Here is a 15,762-nt window from a genome sequence, read left to right on the forward strand (position 1 = left end):
TTTCGTCTCCTACTTCTCGGTGGCGATCAGGCCGCGCACGAACCAGCGCTGCATGACCACGACGACGACCAGTGGCGGCAGCATGACGATGAGCGTGCCGGCCATGGCGATGTTCCATTCCGGTATGCCGCCGACATTCGGGATGAGCTGCTTGAGTTGGGTCACTGCCGTCGCATGCGACTGATCGGTGGTGATGAGCAGCGGCCACAGATACTGGTTCCACGCCCACAGGAACATGATGGTTCCGAGCGCCGCCATGTTGTTGCGCGACAGCGGCAGCAGGATGTCGATGAAGAAGCGCACCGCGCCGGCGCCGTCCATGCGCGCGGCTTCGGTCAGCTCGTCCGGCACCGTCAGGAAGAACTGCCGGTAGAGGAAGGTCCCAGTGGCGGTGGCGATCAGCGGCAGGATCAATCCGCTGTAGGAGTTGAGAAGGCCAAGGCTGAGCGAAACCTGGACGCCCGAGACTTTTTCGATAAGCCAGCTCAGGCCAGTCAGGTCGAAGATGGTCTGATAGGGCGACAGCACGTTGGCGACGACCGCGTATGTCGGCACGATGCGCACTTCGAGCGGCAGCATCAGCGTGATGAAGACCAGCCAGAAGATCAGCATGCGGCCGGGATAGCGGAAATAGACGATCGAGAAGGCGGTGAGCGCCGAGATGATGACTTTGCCCGCCGCCACGCCGGCGGCCATGATGAAGCTGTTGAGCAGCTTCGGGCCGAGGTCGGCTGTCGTCCACGCTGTCTTGATGTTCACCCAGAAGTCGCTGCCCGGCAGCAGCGACATCGGCACGTCGTTGACGTCCTTGAGATTATGCGACGCGGCGATCGCCACGATGACGAACGGCGCCACGCAAAAAACGAAGCCGACGAACAGGATCACATGCGTCAAGAAATTGAGGATCGGGGTGCGCTCGACCATGGCCGCCTCAGCGATAATGCACGCGCCGCTCGATGAAGCGGAACTGGAAGATGGTCAGCACGATGATGAGCAGCATCAGGATGATGCTCTGCGCGGCCGCGCCCGAATAGTCGAGACCTTTGAAGCCGTCGGAATAGATCTTGTAGACCATCAAATTGGTCGCGTTGGCCGGCCCGCCCGATGTCATGATGTCGATGATGCCGAAGGAATCCTGGAAGCTCTCGGTGATGTTGATGACCAGCAGGAAGAAGATCGTCGGCGTGATCAGCGGGAACTGGATATCCCAGAACCGCCTGATGACGCCGGAGCCGTCCATTGCCGCCGCCTCGATCAGCGAACGCGGGATGGCCTGCAGGGCCGCGAGGAAGAAGATGAAGTTGTAGCCGACATACTTCCAGGAAAAGGCAACGATGATGGAAGCCATGGCATCGGTGCCGTCAAGGCCAGGGTCCCAGAAGCCGGGCCAGACCTGGTTGACGACAGCCATGAAGCCGGCCTCCGGTGCCAGGATGAAACGGAAAGCCAGCGCCAGCGCCGGCGCGGCGATGCCGTAGGGCCAGATCAGCACCACGCGATAGAGCCGTGAGCCGGCCAGTTGCCGGTCCGTCAAGGTGGCGAGGACCAGGGCGATGAGCATGGCAAGACCGGTGCTGGTCGCGGCAAAGGTCAGGCTGGCCGTGATCGAGTTCCAATAATCGGCGTTGGACAGGATCGAGCGGAAATTATCCAGCCCGACCCAGATGTTGCCGCCGCCCCAGGGCTGCTGCAGCGTCAGCGACCAATAGACGGCTTGGCCGGCCGGCCAGTAGAAGAAGGTGAAGATCAGGATCAGCTGCGGCACCGCGAACAGGATGCCGATCGACCATCTGCTGAAGGTGACGCGTTTTTCCATCGATCCGCCGACGCCGTTGAACCGCCAGCCCGCTTTCCCGAGAGGACACTAGATGCGAAATGGCCGCCCGTCGATTCTCGGCGGGCGGCCATGGCAGTACCTGAAATCAGGGCAGCGTCTTGTTGGGATAGGTCTGCTGGAAGCGATCGAGGATCGCATCGCCGTTCTTGACCAGCGTGTCGATGCCTTCCTGGACGCTGACCTTGTTGGCGAAGATCGCCTGCATCTCAGTGCCGAATTCGGCGCGGATCTGGGTGAAATTGCCGAGCCGGATACCGCGGGTAATCTCGGTCGGTTCCGACGCGGTCAGGCTGGCGATCGCGGTTTCACGGCCCTTGTAGGGCGCCTTGTCGTAGAAGCCAGTGGACTTCATGTACTCGAAGCCCGACTTCGTCACCGGGATGTAGCCGGTGTTGGTCGACCAGAACAAAGCCGTCTTGGGGTCGTGGATGAAGTTCAGGAACGCGGCCGCGCCCTTGTACTCGGCATCCGACTTGCCGGACAGCACCCACAGCGAGGCGCCGCCGACGAGTGAATTCTTGCGCTCGGTGCCGGCATAGGTCGGAAGCTCGGCGACGTCCCAGTTCATGCCTTCCTTATGCGTCTTGCCGACGGTGCCGTGGTCGCCGACCGAACTCATGATGACCTGGCAGGTGCCGGACGCGAAGGCCTGGACCATGTCCTGGCCGAGATCCTTGGATTTGATCTTGATCAGGCCGGCGTCATACCACTTCTTGAGGTCGCCGACATACTGGACGAACTTGGTCTTGTTGACTTCGAGGCGGGCGTCGAGACCGTCATAGCCGTTGTTCTTGGTCGCGATCGGCTGGTTGTGGATGGCGGAGAACTGCTCCATCAATTGCCAGCTTTCGTTGGCGGAGATGTTGATCGCCATCGGGCACTCATAGCCGGCGTCCTTCATCGCCTGAAGGTCGGCGCCGACCTCTTCCCAGGTCTTCGGCGCCTCGGTCTTACCGATCTTGGCGAAGGCGTCCTTGTTCCAGTACATCAGAGCGGTCGAGGAATTGAACGGGAAGGACAGCATCTCGCCCTTCGACGTCGCGTAGTAGCGGGCGATGCCGGGGAAATAGTCGCTGTAGTCGATCTTGTAGCCGTTTTCTTCCATCAGCTTGTCGGCCGGCTTGTAGGCGCCCGACAGCATCATCGTCGCGGTGCCGACGTCATAGACCTGGACGACGGTGGGCTGCTTGCCGGCGCGGAAGGCAGCGATGGTGTTCTGCAACGTGGCGTCGTAATTGCCCTGACTGGTGCAGACGACTTCATAGTCGGCCTGCGATGCGTTGAAGTTCTTGCACAGCGTATCGACGACGCGTGCCAGGTCGCCCGAAAGGCCGAACCAGAAATCGAATTTGACCGGTTCCGCGGCGGCCGGCTGTGCCAGCGCAATACCGAGAGCGCCGGCGGCAAGGGCAGCTAAGCCCTGCTTGATGATCGACATGGATTTCATTCCCTCTTGAGTGGCTGATGACATCAGGCTTTGCGCAAGTCCTTGCCGCTCTCATAGAGAAGGTATGTGACAGTTCTGTTGTGCCTTTTCAGGCCTGTGGACAGCCAACCTCTCCTCCCCTCGACGGCACGCCGGCATGAAACCGTCACAACCGGCGCACTGGGTAGCTAGGGCGCAGCAGGGTGGCGTAAAGGCCCCGAGAGCAAGAGTGGTTATCCGGCTAAATTTTATGGATAGAATGCTGGTCTCCGAGCTGTCGACCCGCCCACCCAGCGGCGCGAGGCCGCCGATCCCACACGGGTTGGCCGCATCGATTGGTTCTTTACCCGCGGCCTGTCGGCAAGCGCCCGCGCCATTCTTTAGGCGGTGCCGGATGGCCGCCCAGGCTCCGATCACGAAGCGCTGGTGGTGACGGTCCGCGTGGATGACGACCGGTCGACGCTCGGGTGAAGCCGAAATGGCCCGTCGAACGATACAACCCGGCACAGCACGCTGCGGTTGCATGCGCAATAACTGATTCTTCAACCGTCGAGCCCTAATCAATACCACTGCCTTGATTGTTGCGGGAAGATCAGGTGAAGCGAGATGTTGACCGTCTATAATTGTATCGTGCACGAACACGATCTGAGACTGGTTGCACTGGCGGCGCTTATTTGTGGCATTTCTTCCTTCTCCGCGATCAATCTGCTTCGCCATGTCGATCGGTCGACCAACAGAAACCGATACGCCTGGCTGATGATTGCCGCCACCTCGACCGGATTCGGCATCTGGGCGACCCACTTCATCGCCATGATTGCGTTCTCGCCGGGAATACCGAACGCATACAATGCGGAACTGTCCGTGCTTTCGCTTGCCGCCGCCGTCATCCTGACCGCCGTCGGCATGTGGATCGCCACCTTGCGCGGCGGCATCGATCACTACCTTGTCGGCGGCGCCGTGCTCGGCAGCGGCATCGCCACCATGCACTATACCGGCATGGCGGCGTTCGAGGTGCAGGGCCGGATCGTCTGGGATCAGCTCCTCGTCGCCGTCTCGCTGGTGGCCGGCATCACGCTTGCCGCACTCTCGCTTCTCGTCGTGCTGCGCCGGCCCTCGACATCGGGGACAATCGGCGCCGCGGTGCTTCTGACGCTGGCGATCTGCACCTTGCATTTCATCGCCATGGCCGCGGTGTCGATCTACCCGGACAGCTCCATAGAAATATCGAAATACACTGTCGAACCGATGTCGCAGGCCTTCGCCGCCGCCGCGGTCAGCCTGATGATCCTCGTGCTTTCGGCCGCGGCACTCTGGATCGATCTGCGCTTCCGCCGTCACAAGGTCGAGGCCGAGCGCATGCATGGCCTGGCCAACGCCGCCGTGGAGGGTCTCATCGTCTGCGACGGCACCCGCATCGTCAGCGCCAATGACAGCATCGCGGCGCTGACCGGCATCGCGGCAGGCACGCTGAACACGATGCTGCTCGGCGATCTGTTCGGCGAGCGCGCCGCGTCGAGCATGGTCGAAGGACAGGCGCAGGAAGCCGAACTGCGAAGCCACGACGGCACTCGCCTACCCGTGGAGCTGATCGCCAGAAGCATCGACTATTGCGGCAAGCCTCACAATGTGGTCGCCGTTCGCGACATCCGCGAACGCAAGAAGGCCGAGCAGGAGATCGTCCGCCTCGCTCATTTCGACCCGCTGACCGGGCTTGCCAACCGCCGCAGCTTCACGGGCCGCCTCGAAGCCGAAATTGCCGCGGCGGGCCGAGGCGGCAAGGGCGGCAATCTCGCGCTGCTGCTGCTCGACCTCGACCGGTTCAAGGAAGTGAACGACCTCTTCGGCCATGCCGCCGGCGACGCCATGCTGCAAAAGGTTGCGCAGTGCGCGTCAGCCTTACTTCGCCCCGGGCAGATGCTGGCGCGCCTCGGCGGCGACGAATTCGCCATCATCGCGCCGAACCTTCCCGATCCCCAGGCGGCGGGTCGAATCGCCGAGGCGGTGCTTGCCGCAATGCGCGAGGAAAACAAGCTGTCGCCCGGCGGCGGCCTTGTCTCGGCCAGCATCGGCATCGCCCTTTACCCGCTCGATGCGGACGAACAGGCAGCCCTCGTCAGCCATGCCGACACCGCGCTCTATCGCGCCAAGGCCGAAGGCAAGGACACCTACCGCTATTTCGAGGCCTCGATGGGCGCCGAGGCGCGCGACCGGCGGGTGCTGGAACATGATTTGCGCCAGGCGGTGGCGCGCAATGAATTTCGCCTCGTCTATCAGCCGCAGAAGGAAATCAGCAGCGGCAGGATGATTGGCTTCGAGGCCCTGATCCGCTGGCAGCACCCGCAGCGTGGAGAGGTTTCCCCGGCCGTGTTCATCCCGGTGGCCGAGGACAGCGGCGCCATCCTGCAGATCGGCGAATGGGTTCTTGCGACGGCCTGCGAGGAAGCCGCCCGCTGGAAGAACCCGCTGACCGTCGCCGTCAATGTCTCAGTCGTGCAGCTGCACAATCCGAATTTCAGCCGCAAGGTGCACGAAGTCCTGCTTCGATCCGGCCTGGCGCCGGGCAGGCTAGAACTGGAGATCACCGAAACCGCGCTGGTCAAGGACATGCCGCGCGCGCTGGCGACCTTGCGGCAGGTCAAGGCGCTCGGCGTCCGCGTCGCCATGGACGATTTCGGCACCGGCTATTCCTCGCTTTCCAACCTTCGCGCCTTTCCCTTCGACAAGATCAAGATCGACGGCTCCTTCATCAAATCGGTCGACAGGAACGGCCAGGTCGCGGCGATCGTACGCGCCGTGCTGGGACTGGGTCGCGGCCTCGGCCTACCGGTCCTGGCCGAGGGCGTCGAGACATTGGGCGAGCTGCGCTTCCTCGACGCCGAAGCCTGCGAGATCGGGCAAGGCTTCTATCTTGGCAGGCCGAGCCCCATCGAGACGTTCGGCGAACTGACCGGCGTGACGGGGCCAGCGGTCAACGACGACGCCAGGCAACGCGGCGGCAGCATCCTGATGCTGGAGCCGGCCGCGGCGCTGCGCTCAATCTGACGGGCCAAGCGCGGCTTCGACCAGCCGCTTGGCATCGGGGCTCGACCATTCGGCGGGCCCGTTCATATGGGCGATCAGGCAGCCCTCGCCATCGATCAGCATCGTTACCGGCAGGCCCAATGCCAGGCCGCGCTTCTTCACGTCGTTGAACAGCCCCATCGTCGAATCCCGGTAGTAGCCGAGCGTCTCGATGCCGATATCGGCGAGAAACTTCTTCGGCTTGGCGTCGTCGCCGGTATCGACATTGACCGCGACGACCTGGAAGGCATCGCTGCCCTTTTCCTTCTGCAACGCGTCGAGCGCCGGCATCTCGGCACGGCAGGGTGCGCACCATGTCGCCCACAGATTGAGCAGCACCGTCTTTCCGGCATGATCGGCAAGCGTCATCGGCTTGCCGTCGGGACCGTTGAAGGCAAGGCTTTTCAGCGATTGCGGCGGGTCGGCCGGCAAGAGCGCTGCAACCTGGCCGGTGGCGGCAGCCGCAATCTTCTTGGCACGGTCGGCCTTCGCCGCGCAGACAGCATCGTCCTTGCCGTCGCCGGCGGTGGCTTGCGCCGGCGCGTTGTTGCCAGACCGGCTCTCGCTGACATATACCGCGACCGCGCCGGCCAGCACGCCCGCCACCAAAGCGGCGAGGATGAGGCGCGGGGCCGGGAATGACCTATTGCCGTCTGCCATTTTCTTAAAACTGCTCCGGAGCACGGGTTATAACGATGAGCGACAAGAAGGCCAGCAACCAGATGTGGGGCGGACGTTTTGCCTCGGGTCCGGCCGCGATCATGGAAGCGATCAACGCATCGATCTCGTTCGACCGCAAACTCTACGCGCAGGACATCAGAGGCTCGATCGCGCATAGCGAGATGTTGGCGCAAACGGGCATTATTTCGGCGGCCGATCAAGAAAAAATCGCTCACGGGCTGAACACGATTCTGAAAGAGATCGAGGCCGGCAAATTCGAATTCTCGACCAGGCTGGAAGACATCCACATGAATGTCGAGGCTCGCCTTACCGATCTGATCGGCCCGGCCGCCGGCCGCCTCCACACCGCCCGCTCGCGCAACGACCAGGTCGCGGTCGACCTCCGGCTCTGGGTCAAGGACGAATGTTTCGGTGTCGCCGAAGCGCTGAAGGGGCTGATCGCGGCCTTCCTGGAACGGGCCGAGGAGCATGCGGCAACCGTGATGCCGGGCTTCACCCACATGCAGGCGGCGCAGCCGGTGACCTTCGGCCATCACTGCATGGCCTATGTCGAAATGTTCTCGCGCGACCTGTCGCGCGTTCGCGACGCCATCGAACGGATGGACGAAAGCCCGCTGGGCGCGGCAGCGCTTGCCGGCACCAGCTTTGCCATCGACCGCCACCAGACCGCCAAGGCGCTCGGCTTCCGCGAGCCGATGCGCAATTCGCTCGACAGCGTTTCGGACCGCGATTTCGCGCTCGAGTTCCTGGCGCTGGCGGCGATCTGCGCCACGCATCTGTCGCGGCTCGCCGAGGAGATCATCATCTGGTCGACGCCGCAATTCGGCTTCGTCAGGCTGTCGGACAGTTTCTCCACCGGCTCCTCGATCATGCCGCAGAAGAAGAACCCCGACGCCGCCGAACTCGTACGCGGCAAGACCGGCCGCGTCACCGGCCATCTGGTCGGCCTGCTGACGGTCATGAAGGGCATGCCGCTGACCTATGGCAAGGACATGCAGGAAGACAAGGAATCCGTCTTCGACGCCGCCGAGACGCTCGACCTGATGCTGGCGGCAATGACCGGCATGGTGCGCGACATGACGGTGAATGCAGCCGCCATGAAGAAGGCGGCGGGCTTCGGCCATGCGACCGCGACCGACCTTGCCGACTGGCTGGTGCGTACGCTCGGCCTGCCGTTCCGCGAGGCGCATCACGTCACCGGCCGCGCGGTGGCGCTGGCCGAGGAAAGGAAGGTAGGTCTGGAGAAGCTCTCGCTCGAGGCTCTGCAGTCGATCCATCCCGGCATCACCGCGGACATTTTTTCGGTGCTGGCCGTGCAGAACTCGGTCAAGAGCCGCGTGAGCTTCGGCGGCACCGCGCCGTCGGAAGTGAGGAAGCAGATCCGCTACTGGAAAAAGCGTCTGGCCAAGGCGTGACCTCGGCAGCAGCCTGATTTGCCGGGGTGCAAAGGCCCAAAAATTTCGCTAGAAGCAGGCAACGGATTTTTCTCGGACGGATGGATCGATGACCGGAAGCAGGATTTTGGTGACGCTGACGTTGCTGGCGGCGATGGCCGCCGTGACGGCCTGCGGCAGGAGGGCCGGCCTCGACACCCCTTACGAGGCCGCCGTGCAGGCCCGCAAGGATGCCGAGAAGGCCAAGCAGCCCGTGCCGCCGGAGCCGGAAAAACCGGTCGAGGACAAGAAGTTCATTCTCGACCCGCTGCTCTAAAGCCGATGAGATCACCCGATCTCATCGTGCTCCAACTTCCGGAACCACTCTCGTGAACCATTTCGACTACCGCGACGGCGTGCTCTACGCCGAGGACGTGGCGATATCAGATATCGCCGCAAGCGTCGGCACGCCGTTCTATTGCTATTCGACGGCGACGCTGACCAGGCATTTTCGCGTCTTCGCGCAGGCCTTTGCCCGGCTCGACGCGCTGGTCTGCTATGCCATGAAGGCAAACTCCAACCAGGCGGTGCTGCGCACGCTGGCCAGGCTCGGCGCCGGCGCCGACGTCGTATCGGAAGGCGAGTTGCGCCGCGCGCTCGCCGCCGGCATCCCGGCCAGCAAGATCCTGTTTTCGGGCGTCGGCAAGACCGCGCGCGAAATGGATTTTGCGCTTTCAGCCGGCATCCTCTGCTTCAACGTCGAATCCGAGCCGGAACTCGAACTGCTATCGGCGCGGGCAACAGCGCTCGGCAAGGTGGCGCCGGTCTCGCTGCGCATCAACCCGGACGTCGACGCCAAGACCCACAAGAAGATCTCCACCGGCAAGGCCGAGAACAAGTTCGGCATCCCCTGGCAAAGGGCGAGGCAGGTCTATGCCCGCGCGGCAGCGCTGCCTGGCATCAAGGTCACCGGCATCGATACCCATATCGGCAGCCAGATCACCGAGCTGCAGCCCTTCGACGATGCCTTTGCCCTGCTCGTGGATCTGGTCGGCGCGCTGCGCGCCGACGGGCATGCGATCGAGCATGTCGATCTCGGCGGCGGCCTTGGCATTCCCTACCGCGTCGACAACAGCCCGCCGCCGCTGCCCGACGCCTATGCCGAGATCGTCAGGAAGCACGTCACCAAGTTGGGACTGAAGGTGATGTTCGAGCCGGGCCGGCTGATCGTCGGCAATGCCGGCATCCTGGTTTCGGAAGTGATCTTCGTGAAGGAAGGCGACGCCAAGAATTTCCTCGTCGTCGACGCCGCCATGAACGATCTGATCCGGCCGACGCTCTATGACGCCTTCCACGACATCAGGCCGGTGGTGCAGCAGCCGGCGGCAGCACCGCGCATAACGGTCGACGTGGTCGGCCCGGTCTGCGAGACCGGCGACTATATCGGTCTCGACCGCGACCTGCCCAGGCTGAAGGCCGGCGACCTGATCGCGATTTCCAGCGCCGGCGCCTATGGCGCGGTGCAGGCCGGAACCTACAACACCCGGCTCCTGGTGCCGGAAGTGCTGGTCGACGGCGACCGTTTCCATGTCGTGCGCCCGCGCCAAACCTATGACGAACTGATCGGACTGGATTCGGTGCCCGACTGGTTGAAATAGACCGTAGTCCCGAACCAAAGATCCGCTTCAATCCCCAGGAGCAAGCCATGGCCGACGGCATCTTGATCACCCGCGAACGCATTGCCGCGATGGAGCCGCGCATCCGGCCCTTCGTGCGCCACACGCCGGTGCTGCGCGTCGACATGGCCGATTTCGGCCGCCCGCCTCTGGCCGTCGACCTCAAGCTCGAATGCCTGCAGCACTCCGGCTCGTTCAAGGCGCGCGGCGCCTTCACCAATCTCCTCGAACGTCCCGTGCCCGCGGCCGGCGTCGTTGCCGCGTCGGGCGGCAACCATGGCGCGGCGGTCGCCTATGCCGCCATGCGGCTCGGCCACAAGGCCACCATCTTCGTTCCCGAAGTGAGCCCGCCGGCCAAGCTCGACCGTATCCGCGGCTACGGCGCCGACCTGTTTGTCGGCGGCGCCCGCTATGCCGAGGCGTTGGCCGCCAGCGAAAGCTTCGCCGAGAAAACCGGCGCGCTGCAGATCCACGCCTTCAACCAGGAGGAGACGCTGGTCGGGCAGGGCACGCTCGGTCTCGAGATCGAAGCCGACCTTCCCGAGATCGACACCTTGCTGGTCGCCGTCGGTGGCGGCGGCCTGATCGGCGGCATCGCCGCCTGGTTTGCCGGCCGCATCAGGATCGTCGCCGTCGAGCCGGAAGGCGCGCCGACGCTGCATCTCGCCTTCGAGGCCGGACGGCCGGTCGACGCGCCGGCCGAAGGCATCGCCGCCGATTCGCTGGCGCCGAAGCGGGTCGGCGAAATGATGTTCCCGATCGCCGAAGCCTATGTCGAGCGTTCACTCCTGGTCAGCGACGACGACATCGCCGCGGCCCAGAAAGCGCTGTGGGACCGGGTGCGAATCATCTCCGAGCCGGGCGGTGCGGCGGCCTTCGCGGCGGTGCTGTCCGGCCGCTACCAGCCGGCGCCGGGCGAGCGGATCGCGGTTCTGGTGTGCGGCGCGAACGCCAATCCCGCAAAATTCTGACCATAACCGGTCAAGAATTCTTCTCGTTTTCGGAACCGCCTCGCCTTTGCCGTGTTTGCTGGTAAACTTGGAGTCGTAAGGTTCGGGCTATCCCGCCCGGACAGGAAGGGCCGATGACGGAACGACCCACTTCCAGCGGCGATCGCGGACTGGCCGGGCGTCTTGCCTTGAGCCGGCTGGCGACGCGGGTCTCAATGGTTGTCGAACGCGGCTGGCCATTGCTTCTGCCGCTGAGCATTGTCGCCAGCCTGTTCCTCAGTGTTTCATGGCTTGGCCTGTTTTCGCTTCTGCCCGATCCGGCGCGCATCGGCCTCCTCGCGGCGTTCGCCATCGCCGGCGTTGCCGCCCTCTACCCGCTGCGTTTCTTCCGTCTGCCCTCCGCCGCCGAGATCGATCGGCGCATCGAAGCAGCCAACGAGCTTCTGCACAGCCCGGTTCTAGTGCAGACCGACCGGCCAAGCGGCCGCGATAGTATCTTTTCGCAGGCGCTGTGGCGCGAACACCAGAAACGCATGGCGGAGCTGCTGGGCAACCTTGGCGCCGACCGGCCGCGCACCCGCGTGCCGGAGCGCGACCGCTGGGGCCTGCGCGCCGTGGCGGTGCTGCTGCTGGTCACCGCCTTTGCCTTCTCCTTCGGCCCCTCGGGCGGCAAGTTGAGCGACGGCTTCGTCGCGAGTGCGGCGCGCGACACTGTTCCGCCGCGCATCGATGCCTGGGTGACGCCGCCTGCCTATACCGGCAAGCCGCCGATCTTCCTCACCGCCGACGCCAACCAGGCCGCCGCCACCTTCACCGTTCCGCAAGGCAGCGATGTCTCGCTGCGCGTCACCGGCGGTTCGGGCGAGGAGACGCTTGCCTACGCCGACAAGAATGGCAACGCCCGCGCCATCGAACCGGCTGGGTCGCCGGCAGCCAAGCCCGTGGCGAACACGGCGGCGCCCAAGGTGCGCCAGTTCACCGGCAAGCTGGCAAGCGACGGCACGCTGACTTTGAAATCGGGCGAGGATGACCTCGGCCACTGGGCCTTTGCGGTGATCCCGGACAAGCCGCCGACGATCCGCTTCGTCGGCGAACCCAAGCGTGCCGTCAACGGCGCCTTCGAGCTCAACTACCAGATCGACGACGACTATGGCGCCGCCTCCGCCAAGGCGGTTTTCGTGCCCGCCGACCCGCAGGCGCCGAATGCGCATCCGCTCTATGGACCGCCCGACTTGCCGCTGGTGCTGCCTCGCCGCGGCGGCAAGGGCAATGCCGCCAAGACCAGCAAGGACCTGACCGAGCACGTCTGGGCCGGTAGCAACATCAAGCTGACGCTTGTCGCCACCGACGACGCCGGACACACCGCGAGCAGCGAAACCAAGACGCTGGTCATGCCGGAACGGCCCTTCTCCAATCCGCTGGCAAGAGCCGTGATCGAGCAGCGCCGCATGCTGGCGCTCGACGCCAATGCCAAGCCGCGCGTGCTCGACCTGATGGATGCGATCACGCTGCGCCCCGAAGACACCTTCGACAACATGGCACACTACCTCGCCATCATGAGCGCCCACAGCCGGCTGAAAATGGCCGGCAGCGACGAGCAGCTGCGCAACGTGGTGTCCTATCTGTGGGAAATCGCGCTCGGCATCGAGGAAGGCAATCTGTCGGCGGCCGAAAGGCGGCTGCGCCAGGCGCAACAGGCGCTGCAGGACGCCATCAAGAACGGCGCCAGCGACGCAGAGATCGACAAGTTGATGAAAGAACTGCGCGAGGCGATGAACCAGTTCCTGCAGGAGTTCGCCGAGCGCGCGCAGCAGAACCCGAACGCACCGCAGATGCAGCAGAACGGCCAGGAGCTGCGCCAGAGCGACATCGAGCGCATGATGGACGAGATCGAGAACCTGGCGAAGTCAGGTGACCGCGACCGCGCCCAGCAGCTTTTGTCGGAATTGCAGGACATGATGAACAACCTGCAGGCCGGCCGTCGCCAGCCCGGCGGCGAGCAGGATAGCGAGATGCGCCAGCAGATGGACAAGCTGGGCGAGATCATGCGGCGCCAGCAGGAGATGATGAACGATACCTTCCGCATGGACCAGATGCAGCGCGGCCAGCGCCAGCGCGGCGAGAATCGCGACGAGCAGCTTGGCGAAAACGGTGGCGGCCAGGATGAGGACAAACCCGGCCCGGGCGACGACCGCGATCCGCTCGCACGCCCGAAGCAGATGACGCCGCAGGAATTCGCCGAAGCGCTGAAGCAGCTTCAGGAAGGCCAGGGCAAGCTGCAGAACGACCTCGAGCAGCTGAAGAAGGGGCTGGAAGGCATGGGCATGCAGCCCAGTGAGGGATTTGGCGAGGCGGGCAAGTCCATGGGCAATGCCGAACAGGCGCTCGGCGAAGGCGAGGGCGACCAGGCGGTCGGTCACCAGGGCCGCGCGCTGGAGGCGCTGCGCAGGGGCGCCAAGGACATGATGAAGCAGATGCAGGCCATGCAGGGCGACGAGGGCGGCAGCGAGCAGGGCGGCCGCCAGCAGAACGCCGATCGCGACCCGCTCGGCCGGCCGCGCGCCACAAGGGGCCCCGACGACGGCACAGAGGTCAAGGTGCCTGACGAGATCGACGTCCAGCGCGCGCGCCAGATCCTGGAAGCAATCCGCAAGCGGCTCGGCAATGCGCTCAGCCCCGACATCGAACGCAGCTATCTCGAGCGGCTGCTGGAACTGAAATAGCGCGCCCTGCCACTCCAACCTCTTCGAACGGTCGCAACGCCATGCCGAAGCTCGGTGCCATCACCCCGATCCTGCGCATCTTCGACATTGCCTGGGATTCCCTTGACGGTCGGATCGTGATTCAAGGCTTCTCTTTGGGAGGCAGCCTTGGGTGTTCTGGACCTGAGCGGCGAGCAGTGGGAGCGGATGTCGCCCCACAAGGGCGCGACTGCCGTCATCCCAAACAACCCTTCCAGAGCCCGCAAACACCTGCTCGATAGTCACCTCTGTGCCGAGAGGCATCTGATCGAGTGCTGCTTTTCGAAACTCAAGCAGTTCAGGTGCGTCGCTACACGCTTCGAGAAAACGGCGAGAAACTACCTCGCCGTCGTCACCATCGCAGCACCGTCCTATTGATCAGATAACAGTCCACGCCGCCTAGAGAGAAATAGCTTGGCCCACACCCAGGCGTCTGGCCTCGCGGTAAGCGAGGTCGGCTGCCACCATATCCTCCATGGCGACACCCATGGCCTTGTAGATCGTGATCTGCTGATCTGACGTCCGACCTGGTCGCAGTCCCAGCAACATCGCGCCAAGATCAGTGCCTGCATCGGGATCGATATTTGCAAGTTCGCAACAACCCACGGGTGTTGGCGAGAAGGCGTCCCGCGTCTCAACGAAGAGCTTGCCGCGGGCGATCAACTCGATCGGAAGTTCGCCGCCGGGTGGCGCGACACCAACCGAGGACACGTGCGTTCCTGGTTGAACCCATTCTGCGGATATCGCGGGGACGTAGGAGTGCGTCGCGAGGCACACGACATCTGAAGAGCATACCGCGCCCTCGAGGTCCTCGACGGCGGTGATACCTGAATGACGTGAAGCCAGCGCCTGCGCGTCAGCAAAATCCTTCGAGAAAACTCGGATTTCCTGGAAATCTCGAACGAGTGGCAACAGGTGAAGGTGCTGGCTAGCTTGAACGCCAGCGCCCACGACGGTCGCGATCTTGGCATTACGCCTGGCGAGCTCTCGCACCGAGAGGACGGCCGAGCCAGACGTGCGTACGGCCGTGATGTAGGTGCCATCCATAATGCAAACAGGCATTCCTGTTTCTGGATCGAAGAGATGTATTGTTGCGAGGTGACTTGGGATGCCCCGGGCGATATTGCCTTCGAACACGTTGACCAGTTTTACGGTGAAATGCATGCCCATCATCCAGGCCGGCATCGCCAACGAATAGCCTGCATTCGGAATATCGAGTTGTGGCCGCGGTGGATTGACGACACGACCGTCGGAAAGCGCTTTGAACCCGTCCGCTAGCGCGTCGAGCAGCTTGCGCAGGTCGATACATTTTTTGATCTCCGCTTCGCTCAGCGAGAGAATCTTGATCTCACCCTTTGTGTGATTGCTCGAGGCAGGTTGTGTGCTGTCCATGATGTTGCTTGCCTTCGCTCCGGTTAGGCGTTCTGTGCCTTTCCAACCGTATTGCGGCAATAGGCATGATGAAATATATCAATTTAGAGCTATTTGCGTGATTATCGCGCGTTCAGGCCCAAGAAAGTGTGAATCCGAAATGAACGATCTGGACCGTATCGACCGGATGCTGCTCGGGCTATTGCAAGAAGATGGTCGCCGGACCGTACTTGACCTCGCCCAACGCGTTGGACTGTCACCGACCGGCGCATCACAGCGCATCAAGCGCCTTTTCAGTGAAGGCTTTATCCGCGCAGTGCGGGCTGTGCTGGAGCCCTCAAAGATAGGACGCGGCACGCTCGTCTTTGTCGAGGTAAGACTCGATCACACCGCGCCGCACGTCTTCGACCGCTTTGCAGAGGCTGTTGCGAAGGCACCCGAAATCATCGAATGCCATATGGTGATTGGTGGTTTCGACTACCTGGTCAAAGCACGAATAGCTGACATGGCGACGTTTCAGGAATTCCTGCAGCGGGTCATTCTGCCGCTTCCTGGTGTCAGGGAAACGCACACTTACGCATCAATCGGTGATGTGAAGCCTGACGCATTGTTGCCACTTTGACACCTCCGGTTTTCTGGACCGGCTG

The 15,762-nt window shown here is 63.4% G+C and carries 12 protein-coding genes and 1 pseudogene; 8 read left to right on the forward strand and 5 right to left on the reverse strand.

Annotation, left to right across the window (positions count from 1 at the left end; translation table 11 throughout):
• Positions 1–9: 9 nt before the first annotated feature.
• The 3 genes from ACSQ3Z_RS24545 to ACSQ3Z_RS24555 form a co-directional block, all read right to left on the reverse strand.
• A complete protein-coding gene (locus ACSQ3Z_RS24545) occupies positions 10–924 on the reverse strand; it encodes an ABC transporter permease subunit (protein WP_436173822.1) in 915 nt (304 codons plus the stop codon).
• A gap of 7 nt (positions 925–931) precedes the next feature.
• A complete protein-coding gene (locus ACSQ3Z_RS24550; protein ID WP_436173823.1) occupies positions 932–1,816 on the reverse strand; it encodes a carbohydrate ABC transporter permease in 885 nt (294 codons plus the stop codon).
• Between the two features lie 106 nt (positions 1,817–1,922).
• The gene (locus ACSQ3Z_RS24555) at positions 1,923–3,275 is read right to left on the reverse strand and encodes an extracellular solute-binding protein (protein WP_436173824.1); all 1,353 of its coding nucleotides are present in this window, start codon (positions 3,273–3,275) and stop codon (positions 1,923–1,925) included.
• Positions 3,276–3,869: 594 nt separating this feature from the next.
• Between ACSQ3Z_RS24555 and ACSQ3Z_RS24560 the strand changes: the two genes are divergently transcribed.
• The gene (locus ACSQ3Z_RS24560; protein WP_436173825.1) at positions 3,870–6,305 is read left to right on the forward strand and encodes an EAL domain-containing protein; all 2,436 of its coding nucleotides are present in this window, start codon (positions 3,870–3,872) and stop codon (positions 6,303–6,305) included.
• On the opposite strand, the gene tlpA is transcribed toward ACSQ3Z_RS24560, so the two are convergent.
• Complete coding sequence (tlpA, locus tag ACSQ3Z_RS24565; RefSeq protein WP_436173826.1) at positions 6,297–7,007, reverse strand: thiol:disulfide interchange protein TlpA; 711 nt, start codon at positions 7,005–7,007, stop codon at positions 6,297–6,299. The two genes, ACSQ3Z_RS24560 and tlpA, sit on opposite strands and share 9 nt — an antisense overlap.
• An 11-nt stretch (positions 7,008–7,018) precedes the next feature.
• Here tlpA and argH point away from each other — a divergent pair, with 11 nt between their 5' ends.
• The 6 genes and pseudogenes from argH to ACSQ3Z_RS24595 all read left to right on the forward strand — a co-directional run.
• On the forward strand, positions 7,019–8,419 hold the full coding sequence (argH, locus tag ACSQ3Z_RS24570; protein ID WP_436173827.1) for an argininosuccinate lyase: 1,401 nt from the start codon (positions 7,019–7,021) through the stop codon (positions 8,417–8,419).
• 88 nt (positions 8,420–8,507) lie between these two features.
• Positions 8,508–8,714 (forward strand): hypothetical protein, encoded by a 207-nt coding sequence (locus ACSQ3Z_RS24575; RefSeq protein WP_436173828.1) that lies wholly within the window; start codon positions 8,508–8,510, stop codon positions 8,712–8,714.
• Positions 8,715–8,766: 52 nt separating this feature from the next.
• Positions 8,767–10,035, forward strand: coding sequence for a diaminopimelate decarboxylase (gene lysA / locus ACSQ3Z_RS24580; protein WP_436173829.1), 1,269 nt, complete (start codon positions 8,767–8,769; stop codon positions 10,033–10,035).
• A 47-nt stretch (positions 10,036–10,082) separates the two neighbouring features.
• Positions 10,083–11,024, forward strand: a complete 942-nt coding sequence (locus ACSQ3Z_RS24585) for a threonine/serine dehydratase (RefSeq protein WP_436173830.1) — start codon at positions 10,083–10,085, stop codon at positions 11,022–11,024.
• 113 nt (positions 11,025–11,137) lie between these two features.
• Positions 11,138–13,726, forward strand: a complete 2,589-nt coding sequence (locus ACSQ3Z_RS24590) for a TIGR02302 family protein (RefSeq protein ID WP_436173831.1) — start codon at positions 11,138–11,140, stop codon at positions 13,724–13,726.
• 198 nt (positions 13,727–13,924) lie between these two features.
• Positions 13,925–14,122 (forward strand): annotated as a pseudogene (locus ACSQ3Z_RS24595) (IS5/IS1182 family transposase); the annotation flags it as partial.
• A gap of 21 nt (positions 14,123–14,143) precedes the next feature.
• On the opposite strand, the gene ACSQ3Z_RS24600 reads toward ACSQ3Z_RS24595, so the two are convergent.
• Positions 14,144–15,136, reverse strand: coding sequence for an ornithine cyclodeaminase family protein (locus ACSQ3Z_RS24600; protein ID WP_436173832.1), 993 nt, complete (start codon positions 15,134–15,136; stop codon positions 14,144–14,146).
• A 139-nt stretch (positions 15,137–15,275) separates the two neighbouring features.
• On the opposite strand from ACSQ3Z_RS24600, the gene ACSQ3Z_RS24605 reads away from it, so the two are divergent.
• A complete protein-coding gene (locus ACSQ3Z_RS24605; RefSeq protein WP_120016320.1) occupies positions 15,276–15,737 on the forward strand; it encodes an Lrp/AsnC ligand binding domain-containing protein in 462 nt (153 codons plus the stop codon).
• The last annotated feature ends 25 nt before the right edge of the window (positions 15,738–15,762 follow it).

The organism is Mesorhizobium sp. LjNodule214 (assembly GCF_964252735.1).
Lineage (GTDB): Bacteria > Pseudomonadota > Alphaproteobacteria > Rhizobiales > Rhizobiaceae > Mesorhizobium.

Excerpts from the sequence above, each read along its gene's own strand:
- ACSQ3Z_RS24545 (WP_436173822.1), bottom strand. The coding sequence starts at position 924 with ATGGTCGAGCGCACCCCGATCCTCAATTTCTTGACGCATGTGATCCTG.
- ACSQ3Z_RS24550 (WP_436173823.1), bottom strand. The coding sequence starts at position 1,816 with ATGGAAAAACGCGTCACCTTCAGCAGATGGTCGATCGGCATCCTGTTC.
- ACSQ3Z_RS24555 (WP_436173824.1), bottom strand. The coding sequence starts at position 3,275 with ATGTCGATCATCAAGCAGGGCTTAGCTGCCCTTGCCGCCGGCGCTCTC.
- ACSQ3Z_RS24560 (WP_436173825.1), top strand. The coding sequence starts at position 3,870 with ATGTTGACCGTCTATAATTGTATCGTGCACGAACACGATCTGAGACTG.
- argH (WP_436173827.1), top strand. The coding sequence starts at position 7,019 with ATGAGCGACAAGAAGGCCAGCAACCAGATGTGGGGCGGACGTTTTGCC.
- ACSQ3Z_RS24575 (WP_436173828.1), top strand. The coding sequence starts at position 8,508 with ATGACCGGAAGCAGGATTTTGGTGACGCTGACGTTGCTGGCGGCGATG.
- ACSQ3Z_RS24585 (WP_436173830.1), top strand. The coding sequence starts at position 10,083 with ATGGCCGACGGCATCTTGATCACCCGCGAACGCATTGCCGCGATGGAG.
- ACSQ3Z_RS24590 (WP_436173831.1), top strand. The coding sequence starts at position 11,138 with ATGACGGAACGACCCACTTCCAGCGGCGATCGCGGACTGGCCGGGCGT.
- ACSQ3Z_RS24600 (WP_436173832.1), bottom strand. The coding sequence starts at position 15,136 with ATGGACAGCACACAACCTGCCTCGAGCAATCACACAAAGGGTGAGATC.
- ACSQ3Z_RS24605 (WP_120016320.1), top strand. The coding sequence starts at position 15,276 with ATGAACGATCTGGACCGTATCGACCGGATGCTGCTCGGGCTATTGCAA.